General features: G+C 52.3%; 17 protein-coding genes and 1 pseudogene. 4 read left to right on the top strand and 14 right to left on the bottom strand.

What is annotated here, in order from left to right; all coding sequences use genetic code 11:
- The first annotated feature begins 94 nt into the window (after positions 1 to 94).
- A complete protein-coding gene (mpl, locus tag ACIPUG_RS20590; RefSeq protein ID WP_040044091.1) occupies positions 95 to 1,480 on the top strand; it encodes a UDP-N-acetylmuramate:L-alanyl-gamma-D-glutamyl-meso-diaminopimelate ligase in 1,386 nt (461 codons plus the stop codon).
- A 109-nt stretch (positions 1,481 to 1,589) separates the two neighbouring features.
- Here the strand turns inward: mpl and ACIPUG_RS20585 are convergent, their stop codons facing one another.
- From ACIPUG_RS20585 to nnr, 11 genes are all read right to left on the bottom strand, one after another.
- The gene (locus ACIPUG_RS20585) at positions 1,590 to 2,888 is read right to left on the bottom strand and encodes an adenylosuccinate synthase (protein WP_014916742.1); all 1,299 of its coding nucleotides are present in this window, start codon (positions 2,886 to 2,888) and stop codon (positions 1,590 to 1,592) included.
- Positions 2,889 to 2,987: 99 nt separating this feature from the next.
- Complete coding sequence (locus ACIPUG_RS20580; RefSeq protein WP_010285804.1) at positions 2,988 to 3,188, bottom strand: DUF2065 domain-containing protein; 201 nt, start codon at positions 3,186 to 3,188, stop codon at positions 2,988 to 2,990.
- A 123-nt stretch (positions 3,189 to 3,311) separates the two neighbouring features.
- On the bottom strand, positions 3,312 to 4,307 hold the full coding sequence (hflC, locus tag ACIPUG_RS20575; protein ID WP_039283596.1) for a protease modulator HflC: 996 nt from the start codon (positions 4,305 to 4,307) through the stop codon (positions 3,312 to 3,314).
- Positions 4,308 to 4,310: 3 nt separating this feature from the next.
- Positions 4,311 to 5,570 carry an FtsH protease activity modulator HflK gene (hflK, locus tag ACIPUG_RS20570; protein WP_010285819.1) on the bottom strand — a complete coding sequence of 420 codons (1,260 nt, stop codon included), beginning with the start codon at positions 5,568 to 5,570 and terminating at the stop codon, positions 4,311 to 4,313.
- A 96-nt stretch (positions 5,571 to 5,666) separates the two neighbouring features.
- Positions 5,667 to 6,947: a ribosome rescue GTPase HflX gene (hflX, locus tag ACIPUG_RS20565; protein WP_010285822.1), complete on the bottom strand. Its 1,281-nt coding sequence runs from the start codon at positions 6,945 to 6,947 to the stop codon at positions 5,667 to 5,669.
- Between the two features lie 94 nt (positions 6,948 to 7,041).
- A complete protein-coding gene (gene hfq / locus ACIPUG_RS20560) occupies positions 7,042 to 7,341 on the bottom strand; it encodes an RNA chaperone Hfq (RefSeq protein ID WP_010285823.1) in 300 nt (99 codons plus the stop codon).
- 113 nt (positions 7,342 to 7,454) lie between these two features.
- Positions 7,455 to 8,396 carry a tRNA (adenosine(37)-N6)-dimethylallyltransferase MiaA gene (miaA, locus tag ACIPUG_RS20555; protein ID WP_400340010.1) on the bottom strand — a complete coding sequence of 314 codons (942 nt, stop codon included), beginning with the start codon at positions 8,394 to 8,396 and terminating at the stop codon, positions 7,455 to 7,457.
- A complete protein-coding gene (gene mutL, locus ACIPUG_RS20550; protein WP_400340008.1) occupies positions 8,389 to 10,398 on the bottom strand; it encodes a DNA mismatch repair endonuclease MutL in 2,010 nt (669 codons plus the stop codon). The genes miaA and mutL overlap by 8 nt, the downstream gene beginning before the upstream one ends.
- A 51-nt stretch (positions 10,399 to 10,449) precedes the next feature.
- The gene (gene amiB, locus ACIPUG_RS20545) at positions 10,450 to 12,120 is read right to left on the bottom strand and encodes an N-acetylmuramoyl-L-alanine amidase AmiB (protein WP_400340006.1); all 1,671 of its coding nucleotides are present in this window, start codon (positions 12,118 to 12,120) and stop codon (positions 10,450 to 10,452) included.
- The gene (tsaE, locus tag ACIPUG_RS20540; protein ID WP_010285827.1) at positions 12,117 to 12,599 is read right to left on the bottom strand and encodes a tRNA (adenosine(37)-N6)-threonylcarbamoyltransferase complex ATPase subunit type 1 TsaE; all 483 of its coding nucleotides are present in this window, start codon (positions 12,597 to 12,599) and stop codon (positions 12,117 to 12,119) included. Before tsaE ends, amiB begins: the two co-directional genes overlap by 4 nt.
- Positions 12,600 to 12,604: 5 nt before the next feature.
- The gene (nnr, locus tag ACIPUG_RS20535) at positions 12,605 to 14,170 is read right to left on the bottom strand and encodes a bifunctional ADP-dependent NAD(P)H-hydrate dehydratase/NAD(P)H-hydrate epimerase (RefSeq protein ID WP_400340003.1); all 1,566 of its coding nucleotides are present in this window, start codon (positions 14,168 to 14,170) and stop codon (positions 12,605 to 12,607) included.
- A 143-nt stretch (positions 14,171 to 14,313) separates the two neighbouring features.
- Between nnr and queG the strand changes: the two genes are divergently transcribed.
- Complete coding sequence (queG, locus tag ACIPUG_RS20530; protein ID WP_040032166.1) at positions 14,314 to 15,453, top strand: tRNA epoxyqueuosine(34) reductase QueG; 1,140 nt, start codon at positions 14,314 to 14,316, stop codon at positions 15,451 to 15,453.
- A gap of 525 nt (positions 15,454 to 15,978) precedes the next feature.
- On the opposite strand, the gene ahpF is transcribed toward queG, so the two are convergent.
- From ahpF to ACIPUG_RS20515, 3 genes are all read right to left on the bottom strand, one after another.
- On the bottom strand, positions 15,979 to 17,541 hold the full coding sequence (gene ahpF / locus ACIPUG_RS20525; RefSeq protein WP_400340001.1) for an alkyl hydroperoxide reductase subunit F: 1,563 nt from the start codon (positions 17,539 to 17,541) through the stop codon (positions 15,979 to 15,981).
- Between the two features lie 129 nt (positions 17,542 to 17,670).
- Positions 17,671 to 18,234 carry an alkyl hydroperoxide reductase subunit C gene (ahpC, locus tag ACIPUG_RS20520; protein ID WP_010287114.1) on the bottom strand — a complete coding sequence of 188 codons (564 nt, stop codon included), beginning with the start codon at positions 18,232 to 18,234 and terminating at the stop codon, positions 17,671 to 17,673.
- 110 nt (positions 18,235 to 18,344) lie between these two features.
- Positions 18,345 to 19,994: a DUF4153 domain-containing protein gene (locus ACIPUG_RS20515; RefSeq protein ID WP_400339999.1), complete on the bottom strand. Its 1,650-nt coding sequence runs from the start codon at positions 19,992 to 19,994 to the stop codon at positions 18,345 to 18,347.
- A 511-nt stretch (positions 19,995 to 20,505) separates the two neighbouring features.
- Here ACIPUG_RS20515 and ACIPUG_RS20510 point away from each other — a divergent pair.
- Both ACIPUG_RS20510 and ACIPUG_RS20505 read left to right on the top strand, forming a co-directional pair.
- Positions 20,506 to 21,303 (top strand): hypothetical protein, encoded by a 798-nt coding sequence (locus tag ACIPUG_RS20510; RefSeq protein ID WP_320743877.1) that lies wholly within the window; start codon positions 20,506 to 20,508, stop codon positions 21,301 to 21,303.
- 98 nt (positions 21,304 to 21,401) lie between these two features.
- Positions 21,402 to 21,479: pseudogene (locus ACIPUG_RS20505) on the top strand (transposase); the annotation flags it as partial.
- Positions 21,480 to 21,690: the final 211 nt, after the last annotated feature.

The following is a 21,690-nucleotide window of genomic DNA, read 5'->3' as shown; positions in this document are numbered from 1 at the left end:
CAAAGAGAAAGTGAGTACCTAGTCAAATCCATTTCTTATGGCGGATTCATAGCGTTAGAATGTGACGCAGACTCACTGTGAAGATGGAAAATGTATGCGTATTCATATTTTAGGTATCTGCGGCACCTTTATGGGTGGCCTTGCCCTGCTTGCTCGTTCGCTGGGGCATGACGTCACAGGCTCAGATGCAAATGTTTATCCCCCCATGAGTACCTTACTTGAAGAACAGGGAATCACGCTGATTCAGGGATACGATCCAGCACAGCTTAGCCCTGCGCCTGATTTGGTCATCATCGGTAATGCGATGACGCGCGGGAACCCGTGCGTTGAAGCCGTACTGGAACAGGGATTACCTTATGTTTCCGGCCCACAGTGGCTGCATGATTATGTGCTGCGCGATCGCTGGGTGATCGCCGTTGCGGGTACACATGGCAAAACCACCACGGCGGGGATGGTCACCTGGATTCTGGAAGATTGTGGCTATCAGCCCGGGTTTGTAATCGGTGGCGTTCCCGGCAACTTTACCGTTTCAGCACGCTTGGGTGACAGCCCGTTCATGGTGCTTGAAGCCGATGAATACGACTGTGCGTTCTTCGACAAACGTTCCAAATTCGTACATTACTGCCCAAGAACGCTGGTGCTCAACAATCTTGAGTTCGATCACGCCGACATCTTTGACGATCTGAAAGCCATTCAGAAACAGTTCCACCATCTTGTGCGACTGGTGCCGGGCAGTGGGAAGATCATCCTGCCAGCCAATGACCTTAATCTCAAACAGGTGATGGGAATGGGATGCTGGAGCGAGCAGGAACTGGTTGGCGAAGAAGGCACATGGCGTGCACAAAAAGTGGCGATCGATGCCAGCCAATATCAGGTTTACCTGAACAATGAACTCGTCGGTGAAGTCCACTGGAAACTGGTGGGCGAACACAATATGCACAACGGGCTGATGGCCATCGCTGCCGCTCACCACGTTGGCGTACTGCCTGCTGATGCCTGCCGCGCACTGGGTGGATTTATCAACGCACGTCGTCGTCTGGAGTTACGCGGTACGGAGCACGGCGTCACGGTTTATGACGATTTTGCGCACCACCCTACCGCAATTCTGGCGACGCTGTCGGCGCTACGCAGCAAGGTTGGCGGCACGGCTCGGATTTTGGCTGTGCTTGAACCCCGTTCTAACACCATGAAATTGGGGATGTGCAAAAATGAGCTAGCACCGTCATTAGGCCGCGCCGATGAAGTTTTCCTCTTCCAGCCAGCCCATATTCCATGGCAGGTCGTAGAAGTCGCAGAAGCCTGTGTACAGCCCGCTCACTGGAGCGCAGATATTGACACGCTGGTAGAAAACATCGTCAAGACCGCACAACCTGGCGACCACATTCTGGTGATGAGCAACGGCGGGTTCAGCAACATCCACAATAAGCTGCTGGATGGCCTGAAGAACAAAGCGCAGAAGGCGAAAGACGTTCAGGAATAACAGGTAGAAGCCGTCGTCGTTCGCACCACGGCGGCCAAACGACAGATAACAAAAAGGACGGGAATCCCGTCCTTTTTCATCTTCGCCTCACCCATTAAGGGTGGCAAAATCAAGCGTCGAACGGATCGCGCAGCACCATCGTTTCGCTACGATCTGGGCCGGTAGAAATAATATCAATCGGCACACCAGTGATTTCTTCGATACGTTTGATGTAGTTCAGCGCAGCCTGCGGCAGTTTGCTGTGATCTTTCACGCCAAACGTGCTTTCAGACCAGCCAGGCATCGTTTCGTAAATCGGCTCAAGACCTTCCCAGCCCTCAGCAGCCAGCGGAGTGGTATCCACTTCGGTGCCGTTCGGCAGGCGATAGCCTACGCAGATTTTAATTTCTTTCAGGCCATCCAGAACATCCAGCTTGGTCAGGCAGAAACCTGACAGCGAGTTGATCTGTACTGCACGACGTACGGCAACCGCATCCAGCCAGCCGGTACGACGACGACGGCCCGTGGTCGCGCCAAACTCGTTACCTTTCTGAGACAGATGCTCGCCCACTTCTTCAAACAGTTCAGTCGGGAATGGACCTGCACCTACACGGGTAGAGTAAGCTTTAACAATACCCAGTACGTAGTCTACATAGCGTGGACCCAGACCAGAACCGGTAGCAACGCCACCCGCAGTGGTGTTTGAAGAGGTCACGTACGGATAAGTACCGTGGTCGATATCCAGCAACGTACCCTGTGCGCCTTCAAACATGACGAAATCGCCACGCAGGTGCGCTTTGTACAGCAGATCGGAAACATCAACGACCATGCCAGTCAGAATATCGGCAATCGCTAGCACGTCGTCCAACACTTTCTGGTAGTCGACAGCGTCAGCTTTATAGTAGTTAACCAACTGGAAGTTATGGTATTCGACGATCTCTTTCAGTTTGACAGCAAAGGTTTCTTTATCAAACAGATCGCCAACGCGCAGGCCACGGCGAGCAACTTTATCTTCATACGCAGGGCCGATACCACGGCCAGTCGTACCAATTGCTTTCGCACCACGCGCTTTTTCACGCGCGTTATCCAACGCGACGTGATAAGGCAGGATTAACGGACAGGCTTCAGAAAGCAGCAGACGTTCGCGTACCGGGACGCCACGCGCTTCAAGCTCCGTCATCTCTTTCATCAATGCGTCAGGCGCCAGCACAACACCGTTACCGATGATGCTGACAACATTTTCACGCAGAATGCCAGAAGGAATTAAATGAAGGACGGTTTTTTCACCGTTGATAACCAGCGTGTGGCCAGCGTTGTGTCCACCCTGATAGCGCACAACATATTTAGCCCGTTCAGTCAGCAGGTCAACGACCTTGCCTTTACCTTCGTCACCCCATTGGGTGCCCAGTACGACGACGTTCTTACCCATTTCAAGAATCACCAGGTTGCTTAAAAAAGGATTCTACCATCTCATTTGGATGCTTTCAGTACTTTTAGCACACGATTGCGCACATTTTTCCGCTTAATTTTAGCCACCCATCCGGCTACGCAACATGTAGTAGATCACGCACCCTGCAACAACTATTCCGCCGCCAAAACGGCGCAAAATAGTATCCGGCAACTGCGCTATTCCCAAAATCATACGTCGCCAGAGACGGGGAAACAGCAGCGGCCCCAATCCTTCGAGCACCAAAACCAGCCCGAGCGCCAGCCAAATCGTTGAATTCATAACCACCCCTTTCCCGCTTCAAGTACGAACAGGACCAAACTCTTGGATTTGTCTCTGCCAGAAAATGGCAAAAAAAAGCCCGGAGAAAGAACCCGGGCTTGATGAGACGTTAGTGAATGACTATCAGCGGCGTGGAACCATGCTGCTTTCCGGTGACTTCATGTAGCGGAAGAAGTCGCTATCCGGGCTGAGCACCATCACGTCCTGATTATTACTGAAGCTGTTTTCATACGCGCGCAGGCTACGAACGAAAGCGTAGAAGTCAGGATCTTCACTGAAGGCGTTAGCAAACAGTTTCGCCGCTTCGGCATCCCCTTCACCACGGGTGATACGTCCCTGACGTTCAGCTTCAGCCAGCGTACGGGTGACTTCATAGTCGGCCGTCGCTTTCAGCTTTTCAGCCTCTTCCTGACCTTGTGAACGGTGGCGACGTGCTACCGCTTCACGCTCTGCACGCATACGTTGGTAAATTGCGTCAGAGACTTCAGTTGGCAGGTTGATTTGCTTAATTCGCACATCGATAACCTCAATACCCAGCGCAGCCATACTGTTAGGGTTGATATGAGGTTCGTTGCTCGTTGTCTCTTTCTCAACACGTGCAGCAGCAGAAGCAATCGCATTATCGGCTTCGGTCGTTTCACCGGTACCGGTATTTAGCGCTTCACGCACGTCAGACATCAGTTGACCACGCGAGTCGGTAACAATACCTTTCACATCCAGACGACCAATCTCGGAACGCAGACGGTCACTGAACTTACGTTTCAGCAGCACTTCAGCCTGAGAGATGTCACCACCGCCCGTAGCCAGATAGTAACGGCTGAAATCGCTGATACGCCACTTAAGGTAAGAATCGACAATCAGGTCTTTCTGCTCTTTTGTGATAAAGCGGTCAGCCTGGTTTTCCATGGTCTGGATACGCGCATCCAGCATTTTCACTGAGTCGATAAACGGAATCTTGAACTGCAATCCCGGTGCATAGATCAGCGGCTTATTGTCGTCATCACGCAATACTTTGCCAAAACGCATCACAATGCCGCGCTGGCCTTCCTGCACCACAAACAGTGACGCATAGACCACCATCAGTACCAGGATCAGGATAAATAGTAAGGGCTTACGCATCGATTATTCTCTCCCTACTCGAGTGAAGTCATCACGCTGCGCATTTGCTCTGCGCTGATCCATGATATTTCCATTGTTACTGCTGCGCGTTTGATTGCTATTCGTCGCACCGCTGCTGTTGCCAGGCAAACGCAGTGGGTTAGCGCTGCTGCTGTTATTGCTTTGCGTATTTTCACCGCCTTGTCCACGCAGCATCTGATCCAACGGCAGCACCATCAGGTTGCCCCCCTTGTCATTGACCAGAACTTTACGAGTATGGCTCAGTACGCGTTCCATCGTTTCGATATACAAACGCTCACGGGTGATTTCCGGTGCAGCTTTATATTCCGGTAAGACTCTGGCAAAACGGGCAACTTCACCCTGAGCTTCCAGAACGGTACGTGTTTTATAAGCGCGAGACTCTTCCAGAATACGTTGCGCCTGACCGTTGGCACGCGGTTGTACTTCGTTCGCGTAGGCTTCCGCTTCACGAATATATTGCTGTTCGTTTTCACGTGCGGCAATCGCATCATCAAACGCGGCCTTCACTTCTTCCGGCGGACGTGCGGTCTGGAAGTTGACGTCCAGCAGCGTGATACCCATGTTGTACGGACGAACGGTTTCTTCCAGTACACGCTGAGTATCCGTACGCACAATGGTACGGCCTTCCGTCAAAATTTTGTCCATCGTGTACTTACCAATAACACCGCGCAGCGCGCTGTCAGTTGCCTGACGCAGGCTGTCATCCGCATTGGTTACACTGAACAGATATTGTTCTGGCTGCGTGACACGATACTGCACGTTCATTTCAACGCGCACGACGTTTTCATCTGACGTCAACATCACGCCCGACGTCGCCAGTTCACGCACCGATTCAACGTTCACCGCGCGAACAGAATCGATGAAGGTCGGTTTCCAGTTAAGACCCGGACCAACCAAATGGCTGAATTTACCAAAGCGCGTGACGACACCGCGTTCCGCTTCTTTAATGGTATAGAAACCAGTAGCAGCCCAGATGACAACCGCAGCGACGGCAGCGATACCGACGATCCGGCCACCCAGTGCTGGGCCGCCAGAATTTCCGCTGTTGCTTGAGCCTGAACCTTTTCCGCCACCCAGATCGCCGAGTTTTTTGCTCAGCTTACGGAAGATGTCGTCCAGATCCGGCGGCCCCTGATCTCGGCCACCTTTATTGTTATTTCCGCCAGAGTTGCCGCCATTATTGCTGCTGCTCCCCCACGGGTCGCGGTCTTGTCCGTTATTACCGGGCTGATTCCACGCCATGTTTTAGCTCCATTCTTTATGATAGGTGTTCTTCAGGTTCAATATCCCAGAGTCCGTCAGACTATTTCACCGCTCAGACTGTTTGTACCAGTCAAATCAGACAATATAGTCCAGCAGTTCCTGCTCTTTTTTGCAGAGGCGGTGCCAGTCAGCAATCGGCATACGAATAACCAAACCAATTTGCCCATCCTCTTCAATCCATTCTTTTTCTATTGCCTGAAGCTGGTAAAAACGACTACGCAAGCGTCCTGCCTGCGGGGGAAGATGCAAGGTATGTTGTGCGATTTCCCCGGAAAGCCGCTCAGTCAATGCCTGAAATAGCAACGGAATACCGTCGCCGGTCTGTGCTGAAAGCCAGACCCGTACCGGTAGGTTCTCTTCGTTGCGATCGATACGCGGAACGAAATCATCCAGCATATCAATCTTGTTCATTACCAACAGCGCAGGTATTTCGTCCGCCTCAATTTCCGCCAATACGTCATCAACCGCTTCAATGTTCTCGTCAAGACGAGGATCGGCGGCATCAACAACGTGCAGCAGCAGCGAGGCCTGACGTGTTTCCTGTAATGTAGCCTTAAACGCAGCCACCAAATCGTGGGGCAACTGCCGGATAAAACCTACGGTATCCGCCAGCACCGTATCACCCACATCATCCACTTGAATGCGGCGCAATGTTGGATCCAGTGTGGCAAATAACTGATCGGCGGCATAGACGCCCGCCGATGTAATCGTGTTAAACAGCGTGGATTTACCCGCGTTGGTATAGCCCACCAGCGAAACGGTGGGGACATCGGCACGAACCCGCGACCGGCGCCCTTGTTCACGCTGTTTTTCTACCCGTTCAAGACGCGACAGTATCTGCATGATACGGTTACGCAATAAACGACGGTCGGTTTCAAGCTGGGTTTCACCCGGGCCACGCAAACCGATACCGCCTTTCTGACGTTCAAGGTGCGTCCAGCCGCGAACCAGTCGGGTCGCAAGGTGGCGCAGCTGTGCCAGTTCTACCTGTAATTTCCCCTCGTGCGTACGCGCACGCTGGGCAAAAATATCTAAAATCAGCCCAGTACGATCGATCACCCGGCACTCGCACAAACGCTCCAGATTACGTTCCTGAGCAGGCGTCAGCGCATGATCAAACAGCACGACAAACGCGCCCGTTTCTTTTACTACCTGAGCAATTTCTTCAGCTTTGCCTTCCCCGACAAAATACTTAGGGTGAGGCGACTTACGGCTGCCAGTAACAACCTGCAAGGATTCAATACCGGCAGAAGAAACCAGAGATTCAAACTCCAGCAAATCTTCTGTATCTCTATCTTGCGAAAAGAAAATATGAACTAATATGGCCCGTTCACCTGATTCATAACGGTCAAACAAGCGAGTAACCTCTCAAACGAGCAAAAAACACCACAGCGAAGGAGCCGAGCGATGCGTCCAGCTCTCCCACGCCGTGGTGAATTGACAATACGCCTTATTCGGCGTCATCAGCTTCCTGCGACTGCTGCTGAGCAGTCGTGTTACTACCGTGATAGTTGTTGCTGCCGCCTGGATTGTTGCTATGGTGAGAGACTGGGCGAGAAGGAACAACTGTAGAGATGGCGTGCTTATAAACCATCTGACTTACCGTGTTTTTCAACAAAATCACGAACTGATCGAAAGATTCGATCTGACCTTGCAACTTAATACCGTTCACCAAATAAATCGAAACCGGAACACGTTCACGACGCAAAGCGTTCAAGAACGGATCTTGCAAAGATTGCCCCTTAGCCATTCTATATTTTCCTTATTTGTATGTTGTTTGTAACAAAGAACCCTACGGCTCTAAAATAACGGTGTAAAAAAACTTGCACGCTGAGACTCACCGATTGTACACAATCACTCAACCTATGCACTAACAACCTGTATCACCTTGTCCAGTGCTTCAGTCGGTTTTTCGCTATCCAGCCAGCAGACATCATCCCAACCGCGCAGCCAGGTCATTTGCCGCTTCGCTAACTGACGCGTCGCACAAATTCCCCGATAAACCATCTCATCGTAATCAATTTCACCGGATAAATATGACCACATCTGGCGATAACCAACGCAACGAATAGAGGGCATATCCGTATGAAGGTCATGCCGGGCAAATAATGTCCGGGCTTCTGTCTCAAAACCTGCCGCCAACATCTGATGAAAGCGCTGTTCAATCCGCTCATGCAACAATTCACGCGTCGCCGGGGCGATAGCAAACTGATGAACCTGATAGGGCAGCGCGTCGCCAGACGTTTTTGTCAGTTCAGTTAAAGTGTTACCTGAAACGAAAAAAACTTCCAGTGCTCGCGAGAGTCTCTGCGGATCATTTGGATGAATCCGAATTGCTGCTACCGGATCGATCTCACTGAGCTGCCGATGCATCGCTTCCCAGCCGATTTCTTTTGCCTGCTCTTCAATGCGTTGGCGCACGGCAGGATCGGCTGAAGGCAGAGGAGAAAGTCCCTCCAGCAGCGCCTTGAAATACAGCATCGTCCCCCCGACTAACAGGGGAATGCGCCCGGCGGCGGTAATGTCCGCCATCTCACGTAGCGCATCACGGCGAAAATCTGCCGCAGAATAGGACTCTGTCGGTTCGAGAATATCGATTAACCGATGCGGGGCCAGTGCCAGCTCTTCCGCACTCGGTTTCGCCGTCCCAATATCCATATCTTTATAGATGAGGGCGGAATCTACGCTAATCAACTCTAGCGGCAAATATTCTCGTAACGCCATTGCCAATGCCGTTTTTCCTGACGCCGTCGGCCCCATGATAAAAATGGCGGGCGGCAACGACGCGTTTTCTACATCACTCATGCTTTAAAGCCTTGATGGCATGCTGGATGTCCATCACAGATAAAAGTTCAGACGGCGGCGTTTTCGCCAACTGCGGACAAAGCCGCTCGACATCCGCCAGTAATTGTATGGCCTGAGAATGACTCCAGCTTTCCTGCTCACTCTGCAATCGCGTCGCCATCCACGACGCCAATTCGCCAGGTTCCACCTGCTGTGTCTCAACCGTCTGATAGTCGGCCAGATAGCCTATCAGTTCGGAGATCAAGTTTTGTAAATTTTGTTGGCGCAATGGTAAAGGTACGGCACGCAATGTGGCACGTTGTGACTCAACCACGACATCAATACCAAAACGCGCCAGCAAAGCGTGATGGGCAGACAACACGTTCAGCTCGGATTTACTCAACGTCAGACGCTGCGGAATCAGCAACGGCTGCGCCCGTAGCCCTTCTTCCGGCGGCGTCAGCTGCACCGCTTTCAGATAGCGTTCAGCAACGGAAAGCGACAGCATCGCCAATCCCTTATGGTACTCCAACAGCGCGTAGCACGGCGGATAAACCGTCAATACCCGCCCAAAACCGTTTGATTGGCTTTCCAGCGGTGATTCAACCGGCGCACGTTGCTTGTTATTGCTCGCTGCGGTGTCCGTCGCGGTTCGATTTGGCGGTGCGTCATGCGATACCGTCGATGGGACAACCCTATCCGGCGACATAACGTGACTCGACGGTGCAGAAATACGCTCGCCAGACGACGGCGGTGCACTTGCTGCGCTATCCGCTGGTTGCAGCAGCGCCTTATACAGATCACCCTGCTTCTTCTGGTACGGATTCTCTGGCTGATAGCCGGAATAGGCGGATTCTCTCGCCTGACCGGAATGACCTGCGCGCGGCGTTTTCCCACCATACGACGGCGAACTATCGGTACGTGACGGCTGGGCAAAATGGTTTTCACCGGCGGCGGTGCGGTTTTCCTGCTGCCATTGCACGGGTTTCCCGGTTTCCGGTTCTGTTATGCCGAGCGCCGGTGAGGATGCCTGTTGCAGAACGGACATCACCGCCTGATAGATGAAGTCATGCACCAGACGCGCCTGATGGAACCGAACTTCATGCTTGGCAGGATGCACATTGACATCCACCTGATGCGGGTCGATCTCCAGATACAGCACATAGGCGGGCTGCTGCTCGTCACTAAGCTGATCCTGATAAGCCTGCCGAATGGCATGATTAATCAGCCGGTCACGCATCATGCGCTGGTTCACGTAGCAATACTGCATATCCGGCAGTTGCCTGGCACCGACCGGATCGGCTACCCAGCCATGAATGGTGAGATCGCCGTGTTGCCATGACACTGCCAGCGCATGTTGCAGGAACGTCGCCCCGCAGATGCTGCCCAAACGGCGTTCATACTGGCTTTTATCCGGCGCAGCACGATACTGCCGCATCAGCTTACCGTTATGATGCAGCGTGATGGCTACATCGAAACGCGCCAGCGCGATGCGGCGCACCACCTCATCAATATGTGTGAATTCGGTTTTTTCGGTGCGCATAAATTTACGGCGGGCGGGCGTGTTATAAAACAGATCCAGCACTTCCAGCGTGGTGCCCACAGGGTGGGCCGCGGGTTTAACCGTCACCGCCATGTCACGCCCTTCAGCGTAGGCCTGCCAGGCTTCGGATTGTTCGGCGGTGCGCGATGTCAGGGTTAGACGAGAGACGGAACTGATACTTGCCAGCGCTTCGCCGCGAAACCCCATACTCACGATGGCTTCCAGATCGTCGAGCGTGGCAATTTTGCTGGTCGCATGACGCGCCAGCGCCAGCGTTAATTCATCCTTTCCGATCCCCGAACCATTGTCACGAATACGGATCAACTTCGCGCCGCCGCGCTCGATGTCGATATCAATCCGTGTCGCACCTGCATCCAGACTGTTTTCCACCAGCTCCTTCACGACCGAAGCCGGACGCTCAACCACTTCTCCGGCAGCGATCTGGTTAGCCAGTTGCGGTGGCAACACCTGAATCGGCATGGCGTATCCCTCTTACTATCCTCAATCTATCGACATCGTCAGCATGAAGAATCAGGCAGACGGAATAACCAGCGTTTGCCCCAGCTGTACCGTGCCGGAGCGCATATTATTCGCCTGTTGGATCTCTTTCATGCTGACACCGTAACGGGCAGCAATCGCACTCAGGCTATCACCCTTTACGACCTTATGCTTCACCGGCGCTGCCTTTTTAGGCGCAGGTGTTGATGCCGTCTGTCTCGTCCCAGTAGCCGGAATATTCAAGCGCTGTCCAACCCAGACGATGTCCTTGTTCAGCTTATTCACGTCACGCATAGCCGCGAGACTCACGCCATAGCGCCGGGCAATGGAAGAGAGCGTTTCGCCACGTGCAACGGTATGACGCGTGCTGCCCGCACTCGCTTTTGCTGCGGTTACGTTACCGCCCGACGTTGATCTATCACCTGCCGCCGACTGTAGTGGGCGGCTTTCCTGCTTTGGGAGGGATTGAATCGGGTGAGTTTGGAAGTAACTTCTCAGCCCCTGATAAATCGCATTGGCGATTTTTTCCTGATAGTCGTTGCTCCCCAACAGCCGCTCTTCCGAGACATTCGTGATAAATCCGGTTTCCACCAGTAGAGAAGGAATATCCGGCGAGCGCAACACGCCCAAACTCGCGTGCTCAGGCAGTCGTTTATGCAGCCCCCCGACGCGCTGGAGCTCACGCAGCACCTTGGTCGCGACGTCATACCCCACCCGCTGAGAGTGACCGAATTGCAGATCCAGTACCGCCTGACTGAGGTAAGGATCGGCACTGCTGTTCGCCAGTAGATCGCCTGCCCCGCCCAACAGTTCAGACTGCTTCTCATGCTGCTCCAGCCAGTTTGCCATTTCGCTGTTCGCACGGCGGTTGGACAGTACCCAAACAGACGCACCTTTCGCATTGCGGTTCGGTGCCGCATCCGCGTGAATCGACACTAACAGGTTCGCCCCCTGCTTACGCGCCACGTCCGAACGCCCCATGACGGAGATAAAGTAGTCGCCGTCACGCGTCAGCACGCCTTTAAAAGCCGGATCGTTATTCAGTAAGACTTGTAGCTTACGCGCGATAGAAATGGTGACATTTTTCTCCCGCAGCCCGTTCGTACCAATCGCCCCAGGGTCCTGCCCACCGTGCCCGGCATCAATCGCCACAACGACGCGTTCATTACCCTGTCGTGCTGGCACGCGGGCAGATGACGAACTGGTATTGACGGCAACAGTCGGTTTGTTGGTAAACGGATTTTTGGCCGGTTCTGCCGGCGCGCTATTTTGCTGGCGTGAAGCAGGAGGCGCAGAGGCTTGCACCGTTTTTGCTTTATCACCAGTGATGGTGAAAACCACAACGTAACCAGACCCTTCTTTTTGCGTCACCGCCCGCGTTTTAGCAGCCTGAGTTAAATCCAGCACCAAACGCAGGCTTTGTGCATCCTGCGCGTTGCTGGTTCGCACGCGCTTAATCAGATTTTGCCCGCTGAAATCCAACGGCAGCCCCTGAATAATGCCAGTCTGACGAATATCGATGACCACTCTGGCGGGGTTACTGAGCGGGAAAAAAGCATAAATAGGCTGACCGCTAAAGCTCAGGCGCACCGTAGCCTGACCTGACGCATTATCCACCTTGATATCCGACAGGTTGGCCGCCCACGCCGAGCTTGCCAGCAACAGCCATACACCGATGAACAGCTTAACCATACGACTCATCATGATTCTGTTGTTCCTGGCTGAAGAGAAAAATGTTGCAACATCGCGTCTCCCGCCGCAGAGACAGCGGACAGCTCAGCCTGTCGGCCCTGATCCTGATAGCGTAAATGCAGTTCGATATCCGCATCGGGCAGCACGCCAGCGCCCTGCTGAGGCCATTCAATCAAGCAGATGGCATCCTGTGTCAGATAATCGCGGATCCCCATAAACTCCAACTCTTCCGGATCGGCAAGTCGATAGAGATCGAAGTGGTAGACCGCTAGCGGCGATAACGCATAGGGCTCGACCAGCGTATAAGTGGGGCTTTTAACATTGCCCTGATGACCGCGCGCTTGTAGGAAACCGCGACTAAACGTCGTTTTTCCCGCACCGAGGTCACCATAAAGGTGGATAACACAAGCACCGTCACAGGCTTTCGCCAGCGCCGTACCTAAAGAGATCGTTGCTGCCTCATCCGGCAGAAGTAAGACTATTTTTTTCATTCTATCTATTGTTCTAAAAACATAGGTTCTGAAAGCATCGGCGGAAACACCCGCTCGGGATTAACATATCGGAACAGCACAGGCAGTAAATCGGTTGCCAGCATACCTCGGGTGCCGCGTCGCGCTGCCAGCCAATCGGCCGCCGCACCGTGAACGACACACCCTGCACAGGCAGCATCATACAGCGAGAGCTTTTGCGCCAGCAAACCGCCAACGATACCCGACAGCACATCACCCATGCCGCCTGTCGCCATGCCGGGGTTTCCCACATCAGCAATGGCAACCTCGTCTCGCTCGCTGGCAATCACCGTTCCCGCACCTTTCAATACGACAACGCCGCCATAGCGTTTTACCAACTTTGTGGCCGCAAGTAAGCGATCACTTTCAATATCAGAGACGCGGCAATTCAGTAAACGTGCCGCCTCACCGGGGTGAGGTGTCAGCACGCGATTCTGCCGCTTATGCGGATTGATTGCCAGCAGGTTAAGCGCATCCGCATCCCATAACATGGGTTTGTTACAATTTTCTGCCAGACGCAGCGCGCTTTTGCCCCATTCATCCTGCCCTAAACCAGGTCCAATCACCACGACATCGGCCCATTCCAGCCCCTGCCGCAGCGTCTCTGTCGTCAATTCTTGCACCATCAGCTCAGGCCGAACCGTCAGAAACGCCGATTGATACTGTTTGTGAGTAAGTACTCGCACTAAGCCTGCGCCGCTGTGTAACGCCGCATCCGCAGCCATCAATACTGCACCACCTAAGCCGACGTTGCCGCCTACCACCAGCAGCCTGCCGTTATCACCTTTATGTTGTCCGGCTGGACGAGGCGTCAACCACTCGGGAAGTTGCGCCGCAGTCAGCCGCCGTATCGGCGCGGTTTGATCGTCCAGCCACGCCTGTAATCCTAACGAATGATAATGTAATGTTCCGACGTGCTCACGGGCGTGACCGGTCAGTAGTCCCGGTTTCAACGCGATAAACGTCACCGTCTGCGCCGCGCAAATCGCAACGCCCGCACAGGTGCCGGTTTCGGCATCTAAACCAGAGGGAATATCCAGTGAAACAATGGGAGCGGGATAGGCATTCGCCTGCGTCATTAACGCAGCATAAGGCGCACGCGGTGCAGCAGAAAGACCGGTTCCCAGTAGACCATCCACAATGAGATCGATCCCATCCGGCCACGGTATATCACCATCCTGCGCACTCACGTCCTGAACATGACCGCCCTCTTCCAGCCAGCGCTGGCGCGCAAGATGAGCCTCATCAGGCAGCGGCTTATCGCTGACACAGGCAACAACATCTACCTCTATGCCCGCCGCCAGCGCCAGACTGGCGACCACATACCCATCGCCACCGTTATTGCCGTGTCCAGCCAGCACCCGCCAGCGTCGAGCTGAGGGATAGCATCGGCGAGCCACCTGAAATGCGGCTTCTCCCGCACGCTGCATGAGTTCCCACAGCGAAAGCCCCGACTCGCTGGCCGCTCTGGCTTCTTCACGCCGCACCCACTCGGCGTAAAACACCGAATCAGGCAACTCATCCTCTCGCTTCCGGTCGTGACACATCATCATGTGCTCTTAGTTTTCATTACAATGACTTAAAATTAGCAAGCAACCTAAACGACCGCCAGCATTCCGCACATCTCAGCAGGCATCGGCTCTGCAGCGCGAATATGGTAACATCAGCACGTCTTGTTTATTTCTGTGGCCCCATCATGTCATACCCCTACGATCTCAACGAATTAGCACAACACATCAAACAATGGGGACAGGAATTAGGGTTCCAGCAGGTCGGCATCTGCGACACTGATTTGTCCGCAGAAGAGCCTCGGCTTCAGGACTGGCTGGATAAGCAATACCACGGGGAAATGGACTGGATGGCGCGCCATGGCATGTTACGAGCGCGTCCGCATGAGCTGCTGCCCGGCACACTGCGCGTCATCAGCGTACGTATGAATTACCTGCCAGCCAAAGCCGCATTCGCCAGTACCTTAAAAAACCCAGAACTCGGCTACGTTAGCCGCTATGCGCTAGGTCGTGATTACCACAAGCTGCTACGCCAGCGACTGAAAAAACTCGGCGACCAGATTCAGGAATACTGCGGTGAATTGAATTTTCGCCCCTTTGTCGATTCCGCTCCCATTATGGAGCGTCCTTTAGCTGCGAAAGCCGGGCTTGGCTGGGTTGGTAAACACTCACTAATTCTGAACAGAGAAGCGGGTTCCTGGTTCTTTCTCGGTGAACTGCTGATCGATTTACCTCTCCCCGTCGATCGCCCACAGGAAGAACAGTGCGGTCGATGTGTCGCCTGCATGACCACCTGCCCAACTGGCGCGATTGTCGCACCTTATACCGTTGATGCCCGCCGCTGCATTTCCTATCTGACTATCGAATTGGAAGGTCCGATTCCTGAAGAATTTCGTCCGCTAATGGGTAATCGCATTTATGGCTGCGATGACTGTCAGCTGATTTGCCCGTGGAATCGGTTTTCACAGCTTACCGACGAGGCGGATTTTAGCCCGCGTGCCGCGCTGCATACGCCAGAGCTGCTGGCACTATTCGGCTGGAATGAAGAGAAATTTCTGCGAATTACGGAAGGGTCGCCGATCCGGCGCATCGGCCATCTCCGCTGGCTACGCAATATTGCCGTCGCACTGGGGAATGCCCCCTATCAGGATAGTATCGTACTGGCGCTGCAAGCCCGTCTGGGTGAAAGCGAACTGTTGGATGAACATATCCACTGGGCAGTTCATCAGCAGTTGGAACGTCGTGCATCACTGGGAATCGACGTCCAATCCACACAGAAAAAACGACTTATTCGTGCAGTAGAGAAAGGATTACCGCGTGATGCGTGAGCCGCTAAAACTATTGTCATCAGTTTGTCGCACGCGCTGTGAATAAATAAAAAAAACCGTTGCCAATCAACTGTCACAAAAAGTACAAGCGATAGTTATGGCGTTTTATAAGTAAAATTTATGAATAGATATCAATAAGATACTCTACAGTATTTTATCAATAACATAGTGTGATTAATAAATAACCAACCAACAGCCTGTGGATAAGTCTGTTAAGAAGAATATGATTTTTTGTATTAACTGATAAAAAATGATGTGGATTGAGGTAACGCTTGCGCTCGAAATAGGGTGCTTGTTGACAGTAAAGAACGGGCAGCAGCACAAAGCGGCGAGCATTATGAATTTCTTATTGTCCTTTAGCAAGGGCTGAGATCTACTTTTTACGATCGAAAGAAAAATTTTACGATCAAAAAATAAAAACGCGGCGACACTTCTATGAAGCATCGCCGCGCGGAACGTTAAGATCGTCGTCAGAGAAACAGAAGGATGGCAAAGATATCCACCTTCGTCCTCAACAGGCCGACGTTATGCACGGGTTCTGATCAGGTAGTCAAAGGCGCTCAAGGACGCTTTTGCACCTTCACCCGTCGCGATAATGATCTGCTTGTACGGCACCGTCGTACAGTCGCCGGCAGCAAAGATCCCTTTCACGCTGGTTTCGCACTTAGCATCGATCTCAATTTCACCGATGCGGTTTCTGGCTACCGTACCTTCCAGCCAGTGGGTGTTAGGCAGCAGGCCAATTTGTACGAAGATCCCTTCCAGCGCTAAATCATGCACTGAATCAGTAATACGATCTTTGTAGCTCAGCCCTGTCACCTTCTGCCCATCGCCTTTCACTTCAGTGGTTTGCGCATTCAGGATGATGTCAACGTTCGGCAAGCTACGTACTTTCTCCTGCAATACCGAATCCGCTTTCAGCTCCGATGCAAACTCAAGCAGCGTGACGTGTTTCACCACGCCAGCCAGATCGATAGCCGCTTCGACACCGGAGTTCCCGCCGCCGATCACTGCAACGTGCTTGCCTTTAAACAGCGGACCATCACAGTGTGGGCAGTATGTTACGCCGCGCGTACGGTATTGATCTTCGCCGGGTACATTCATGTTTCTCCAGCGCGCGCCGGTCGCAATGATCACACTGCGTGCTTTCAACGTCGCACCGGATACGGTAATCACCTGATGCGGTTTACCCGGTTCGCCGCCAGGAATTAGGGCTTCAGCGCTCTGCGCGTCGATCACGTCGACATCGTAGTCATCAACATGGCTTTTCAGCGCGGTCGCCAGCTTAGCCCCTTCCGTTTTCAGAACGGAAATGTAGTTTTCGATATCGACGGTATCCAGCACCTGACCACCGAAGCGCTCACCGACTAATCCGGTACGGATACCTTTACGCGCTGAATAGACCGCCGCCGCTGCGCCCGCTGGGCCGCTACCGATGATTAACACATCATAGACGTCACGCTGATTCAGCTTCTCAACCTGTTTAGCGCCCGCGCCAGTATCGATTTTCGTCACAATCTCAGCCAGGCTCGTGCGTCCCTGACTGAAGTGTTCGCCGTTCAGGAAAACGGTCGGAACGCCCATGACATTACGGCTTTGAATCTCATCCTGGAACACGCCACCGTCAATCGCGGTATGGGTAATATTTGGATTCAAGACCGCCATTAAATTCAGCGCCTGCACCACGTCCGGGCAGTTGTGGCAGGATAGTGAGTAATACGTTTCAAAGTGGAATGAACCGTCAAGATGGCGGATTTGATCGAGTAATTCTTTCGCTTCTTTCGACGGATGACCGCCCACCTGCAATAACGCCAGAATCAGGGAGGTAAATTCGTGTCCCAGTGGTGCACCGGCAAAACGCGGGCCACTTTGGGAATCTGGATTGGTAATCAGGAATGAAGGCTTACGCACAGCCAGATCATTCTTTTCAATAAAACTTACCCGATCGGACAGCTCAGCAATCTCAGCCAGCAGGGTTCTGACTTCAGCAGATTTAGCAGAGTCATCCAGAGTCGCAATCAACTCAACAGGTTTGGTTAATTTTTCCAGATAGGCTTTCAACTGGACTTTCATCGTATTGTCGAGCATTGGTCGTCCTTAATTAGGCAAGGTGGTACAAAAGCAAAATCGTGCGGGGGTGCTGGCCCCAAAAGACCGGGCCAGAAAAATCGGGTGCAATGCACCCGACAAAACAGTCATATTTTCCGAGGTGTCAGCTTAGATTTTGCCAACCAGATCCAAAGACGGAGCCAGCGTAGCCTCGCCTTCTTTCCACTTGGCTGGGCACACTTCGCCTGGGTGAGAAGCCACGTACTGCGCCGCTTTCACTTTACGCAGCAGGTCAGAGGCATCGCGGCCAATACCTTCCGCCGTGATTTCTACCGCCTGGATGATGCCCTGTGGGTCAACGATGAACGTACCGCGATCGGCCAGACCTTCTGCTTCGCGCATGTTTTCAAAGTTACGCGTCAGTTGGCCCGTTGGGTCACCGATCATGGTGTATTTGATTTTGCCAATGGTTTCAGAGCTGCTGTGCCACGCTTTGTGCGTGAAGTGGGTGTCGGTGGAAACAGAGTAGATTTCCACGCCACGCTGTTGGAATTCGTCGTAGTAGTCAGCGACATCACCCAGTTCGGTCGGGCAGACAAATGTAAAGTCGGCCGGATAGAAGAAGAACACGCTCCATTTGCCTTCGATGTTCTTCTCCGTCACTTCAATGAATTGACCGTCTTTGAAAGCCATGTTTTTGAATGGTTTAACTTGGGTATTGATTACTGACATCACTTTATCCTCATGTGTTTTCGCATGTGGCTAAAGTACAGAAACGTGATCGCTATCACCAATCCGTTGTCTTTATCGAATCAATAAGCAATACCTAACGTAGGGTGGAATCAGGGATACGTAATCTCCATATTCTGGTCACCGATCCTAACCGTCTTAAAGCGTGGCGTAACCGCTTCAACCTTGCCGTCCTTCACCTGCTCGACCAGTTTTTCCGTACCTATCGCGCCAAACATACTGGCCGCAATCTGCCACTGCCCCTGTTCATCACGGGCGAGGATCTTGCCACCACCACCCCAGCCTACCCGAGGGAAAATAAGCACTTCGTTATGGCCATCGCCAGTCAAATCAATCGCAAAGAGCAGGCAAGCGATTTCTCTGCACCTATTGCCTAAATTATCGCCCTGCAACATGCTTTCGACCCCGTCCTCCAGCGGCCCCACCCATTCGACCTGAACGGGGCGGACTTGTGCGGGACGTCCCTGCAACCGATCGCGCAGCGCCTGACGCCCTGTCTCATCCAGTATCCGGTCTTGCTTCAATTCTTCAGCCAGCCAGATAAACTGCTGCCTGCCCGCCGCCCCTAACTCATCGCGCAGCGCCCACAGGTCAAATTCATCGACCGGCGTTTTCCCGCTAAGCAGACGCTGAACCTGATTTCTCGCACTAAACGCTTCTGGGTTTAACACCGGCGTATGCAGCAATACCATCAGAACGCAGGTGACAGCAGCAAGCAGCGGATTGCTCGTGCGTAAACTCCCCAACCAAACACCAGAGCGGCGGATGACGGCCCATACCATCGCCAGGCTATAAAGCATCGCGATCGCCACGACGAAGATCGACTGAAAACGGAAAGGCGTCAGGCCATACTGTTCGATACGCAGCCAGCTGGAATAGCCCGCTAAGCCAACCAAAATCGGCAAGCACATCACACTGGCGCTAACAAGCACGCGTAACACCGCCGGGTAAGCGCGGCCTTCGTTATCATCCTGAGACGTGCAGTTAATCAAAAAGAGGTTTACGCCCATCAGACATAACAGAATGACGGTGGAACGGCCGGTATTCCATATCGGTTCCAGACCGCTAAAAGGCAGCGTCAAGGTGAAAACCACCGTAATCAGTGCGCTAAATGGCAGCAGGAAACGACAAGCCGATAGCAGAATCCCGCGCAGCAACCCGACTACGGTTTCTTTGGTCATGCCGATATATATGCCGAGAGAAAACACCACCGGCAAAAGCAGCATATAGAATCGGTAATGACTAAATACTTTACTTACCTGCCGGAATCCCAACATGTTGAACAGCATGCCGCACAGCACGAGCAGCAACACAACGACCAGAACGAGTAACCAGGCCAGCAGCACAGTAAAAATATTGATCCAGGCGTGTTTACAAAGTGCGTCATAGGACGGCCATCGCCCTTCACGGTCTGGCCAGCTGCAAATGAAAGTACAGCAGATATAACCGAGGAGGATGCCACACAGCACCCAGGAATCCAGCAGCCGAAATAGTCCATTTTCGAAGAGGACCCAGCCGCTGATGGCGGTCATCAGCACGGTCAACACGCCAGCCAACAGCCACGTCTTTTTCACAAAGAGAGTGCGTTCCAGCAATTGCAGACTGATGCCGCCAACCACAGCCATCGTTATGAGCATTCCCTGAAGAGCGCCCTCTTTCATTTCCAGCGCCGCGACAAGGAGCAGCCCCTGGAGCAGGCCAATAGCCAGATAAAACTTTAACGATGGGGAATGGGCGGACATGGCAAATCCTTTTATCGACGTACGTCACATATCGGTCGGAGGTGTAGACACTTTTTCACCACTCGAATGATGTGGGGTAGCAAAATGAGAATAGTGCGAGCAGTCTACAAGTAAACGCTTCAGGTATCACGCTTCGGTGACAAGTTTGCAACACCATGTTTTTCCCTAATAACACCACGAGACAGTGCGCTAAAATTTAACGCATTCAGAATAGTCATATCAAAACATTAGCAATGAATATAATTTCATGGAAATTATATTGAAATAAAACATCACTGGAATTGAATAATAAGCTCAGTAAAATAGCGCACCAAATATATCAACATGGGCTATAAATCTATTTCAAAATAACCACAAAGAATTAAAGTTATTTAATTCAATTGCCGATTTGATACTAATACCCATATCGCGGTTTGTCTGAGTCTTATGGCTACAGCGCGCAGACGCTGTATTCCGCCCTATGGTATGAACACAACGCCCAGATATTAGCCTGCTACCTGGAAACCTGAAGATGATTAATTTAAATAACCTTCCCGCCACCAAAAGCATTGATATTAGAGACACGGCAAAAACAAACTCATCTGCGGTAACAGGCAACACGTCGAACAAAACGACGTCATCCGTCTCCTCAAATGAATCAACCACAAAAGATAAAAGCAGCGTATCGTCGCTGGCACGGCAGTTGAATGATGCCGCAACACGCGCAGAAGCAAGGGATAGCAGCAATAGCCGTGGAAAACTGGCGTCATATGCACATTCGGTCATTGAGGAACTGGCTGGTAGCAGCTATGAAAGCCGCCGAAAAGCGCTAGCTGAAGAATTACCGGATACTGACGACCCGCAATTACTTGCTCGCGCAAAGCAAGCTAATGACTTCGCTAATGGTCATGGCTCAAATCCCTTTAAAGGACTCTCTCGCGAGCAACTCTCACTCATTATTTATGATGATAGTAATACCTTTACCGTCAACGAGCGCAGAGCGGCATTACATGAATCAAATGAAATAGAAAGCGCCTGGAGCCATCGAGTCGTAGCGCAAAGCAAGCAAGAATGGAATCGGGGGGAATTTAAACAAACCGAGTTCTTCAAACTTGTTCTGGAACACTATGAAGGCTTGCCGTTAATCGAACAGGTACAGGCTCCCGCCAACTACGAATCTCGACTCAAACATCTAATCGAAATGGATTACAACTTTGTGACCGGCGAGCCAGGGAAAAATGCGAACCCGCTGAACAATCTGTTCGACCTGCTTTTACCACGTAATATCCGAATGGGAAGCAATGCCACCCCTGCGGGAAAGGCTGAATAAGCAAAATAAAGAGTCCTACTGTACGTATCCCAGTAAACCGAACCATTCATTTTTAGAGATCTTCAGACATACTATTTATGTCCCCCGAGGAGATCACCATGCGTAAAGCCCGATTCACTGAGCACCAGATCATCACCGCACTCAAGTCCGTCGAAGCCGGACGTACCGTCAAGGATGCCTGACACCAGCGCTAGATACTTGTCTCACTGGTTTCAGCAGCACGTAGGATAATATCGGCGTTTAATGAAGCAGAATGAAATATCAGGCAGTGATAAAACTGGATGTCTGATTAAGATAAAGGGGGTAATGACGAAGATAAAGAATTTTGGAGCGGGAAACGAGACTCGAACTCGCGACCCCGACCTTGGCAAGGTCGTGCTCTACCAA

The sequence above is a fragment of the Pectobacterium sp. CHL-2024 genome (assembly GCF_044751765.1).
Classification (GTDB): Bacteria; Pseudomonadota; Gammaproteobacteria; order Enterobacterales; family Enterobacteriaceae; genus Pectobacterium; species Pectobacterium brasiliense.
This window is presented reverse-complemented; position numbering and strand designations above follow the sequence as displayed.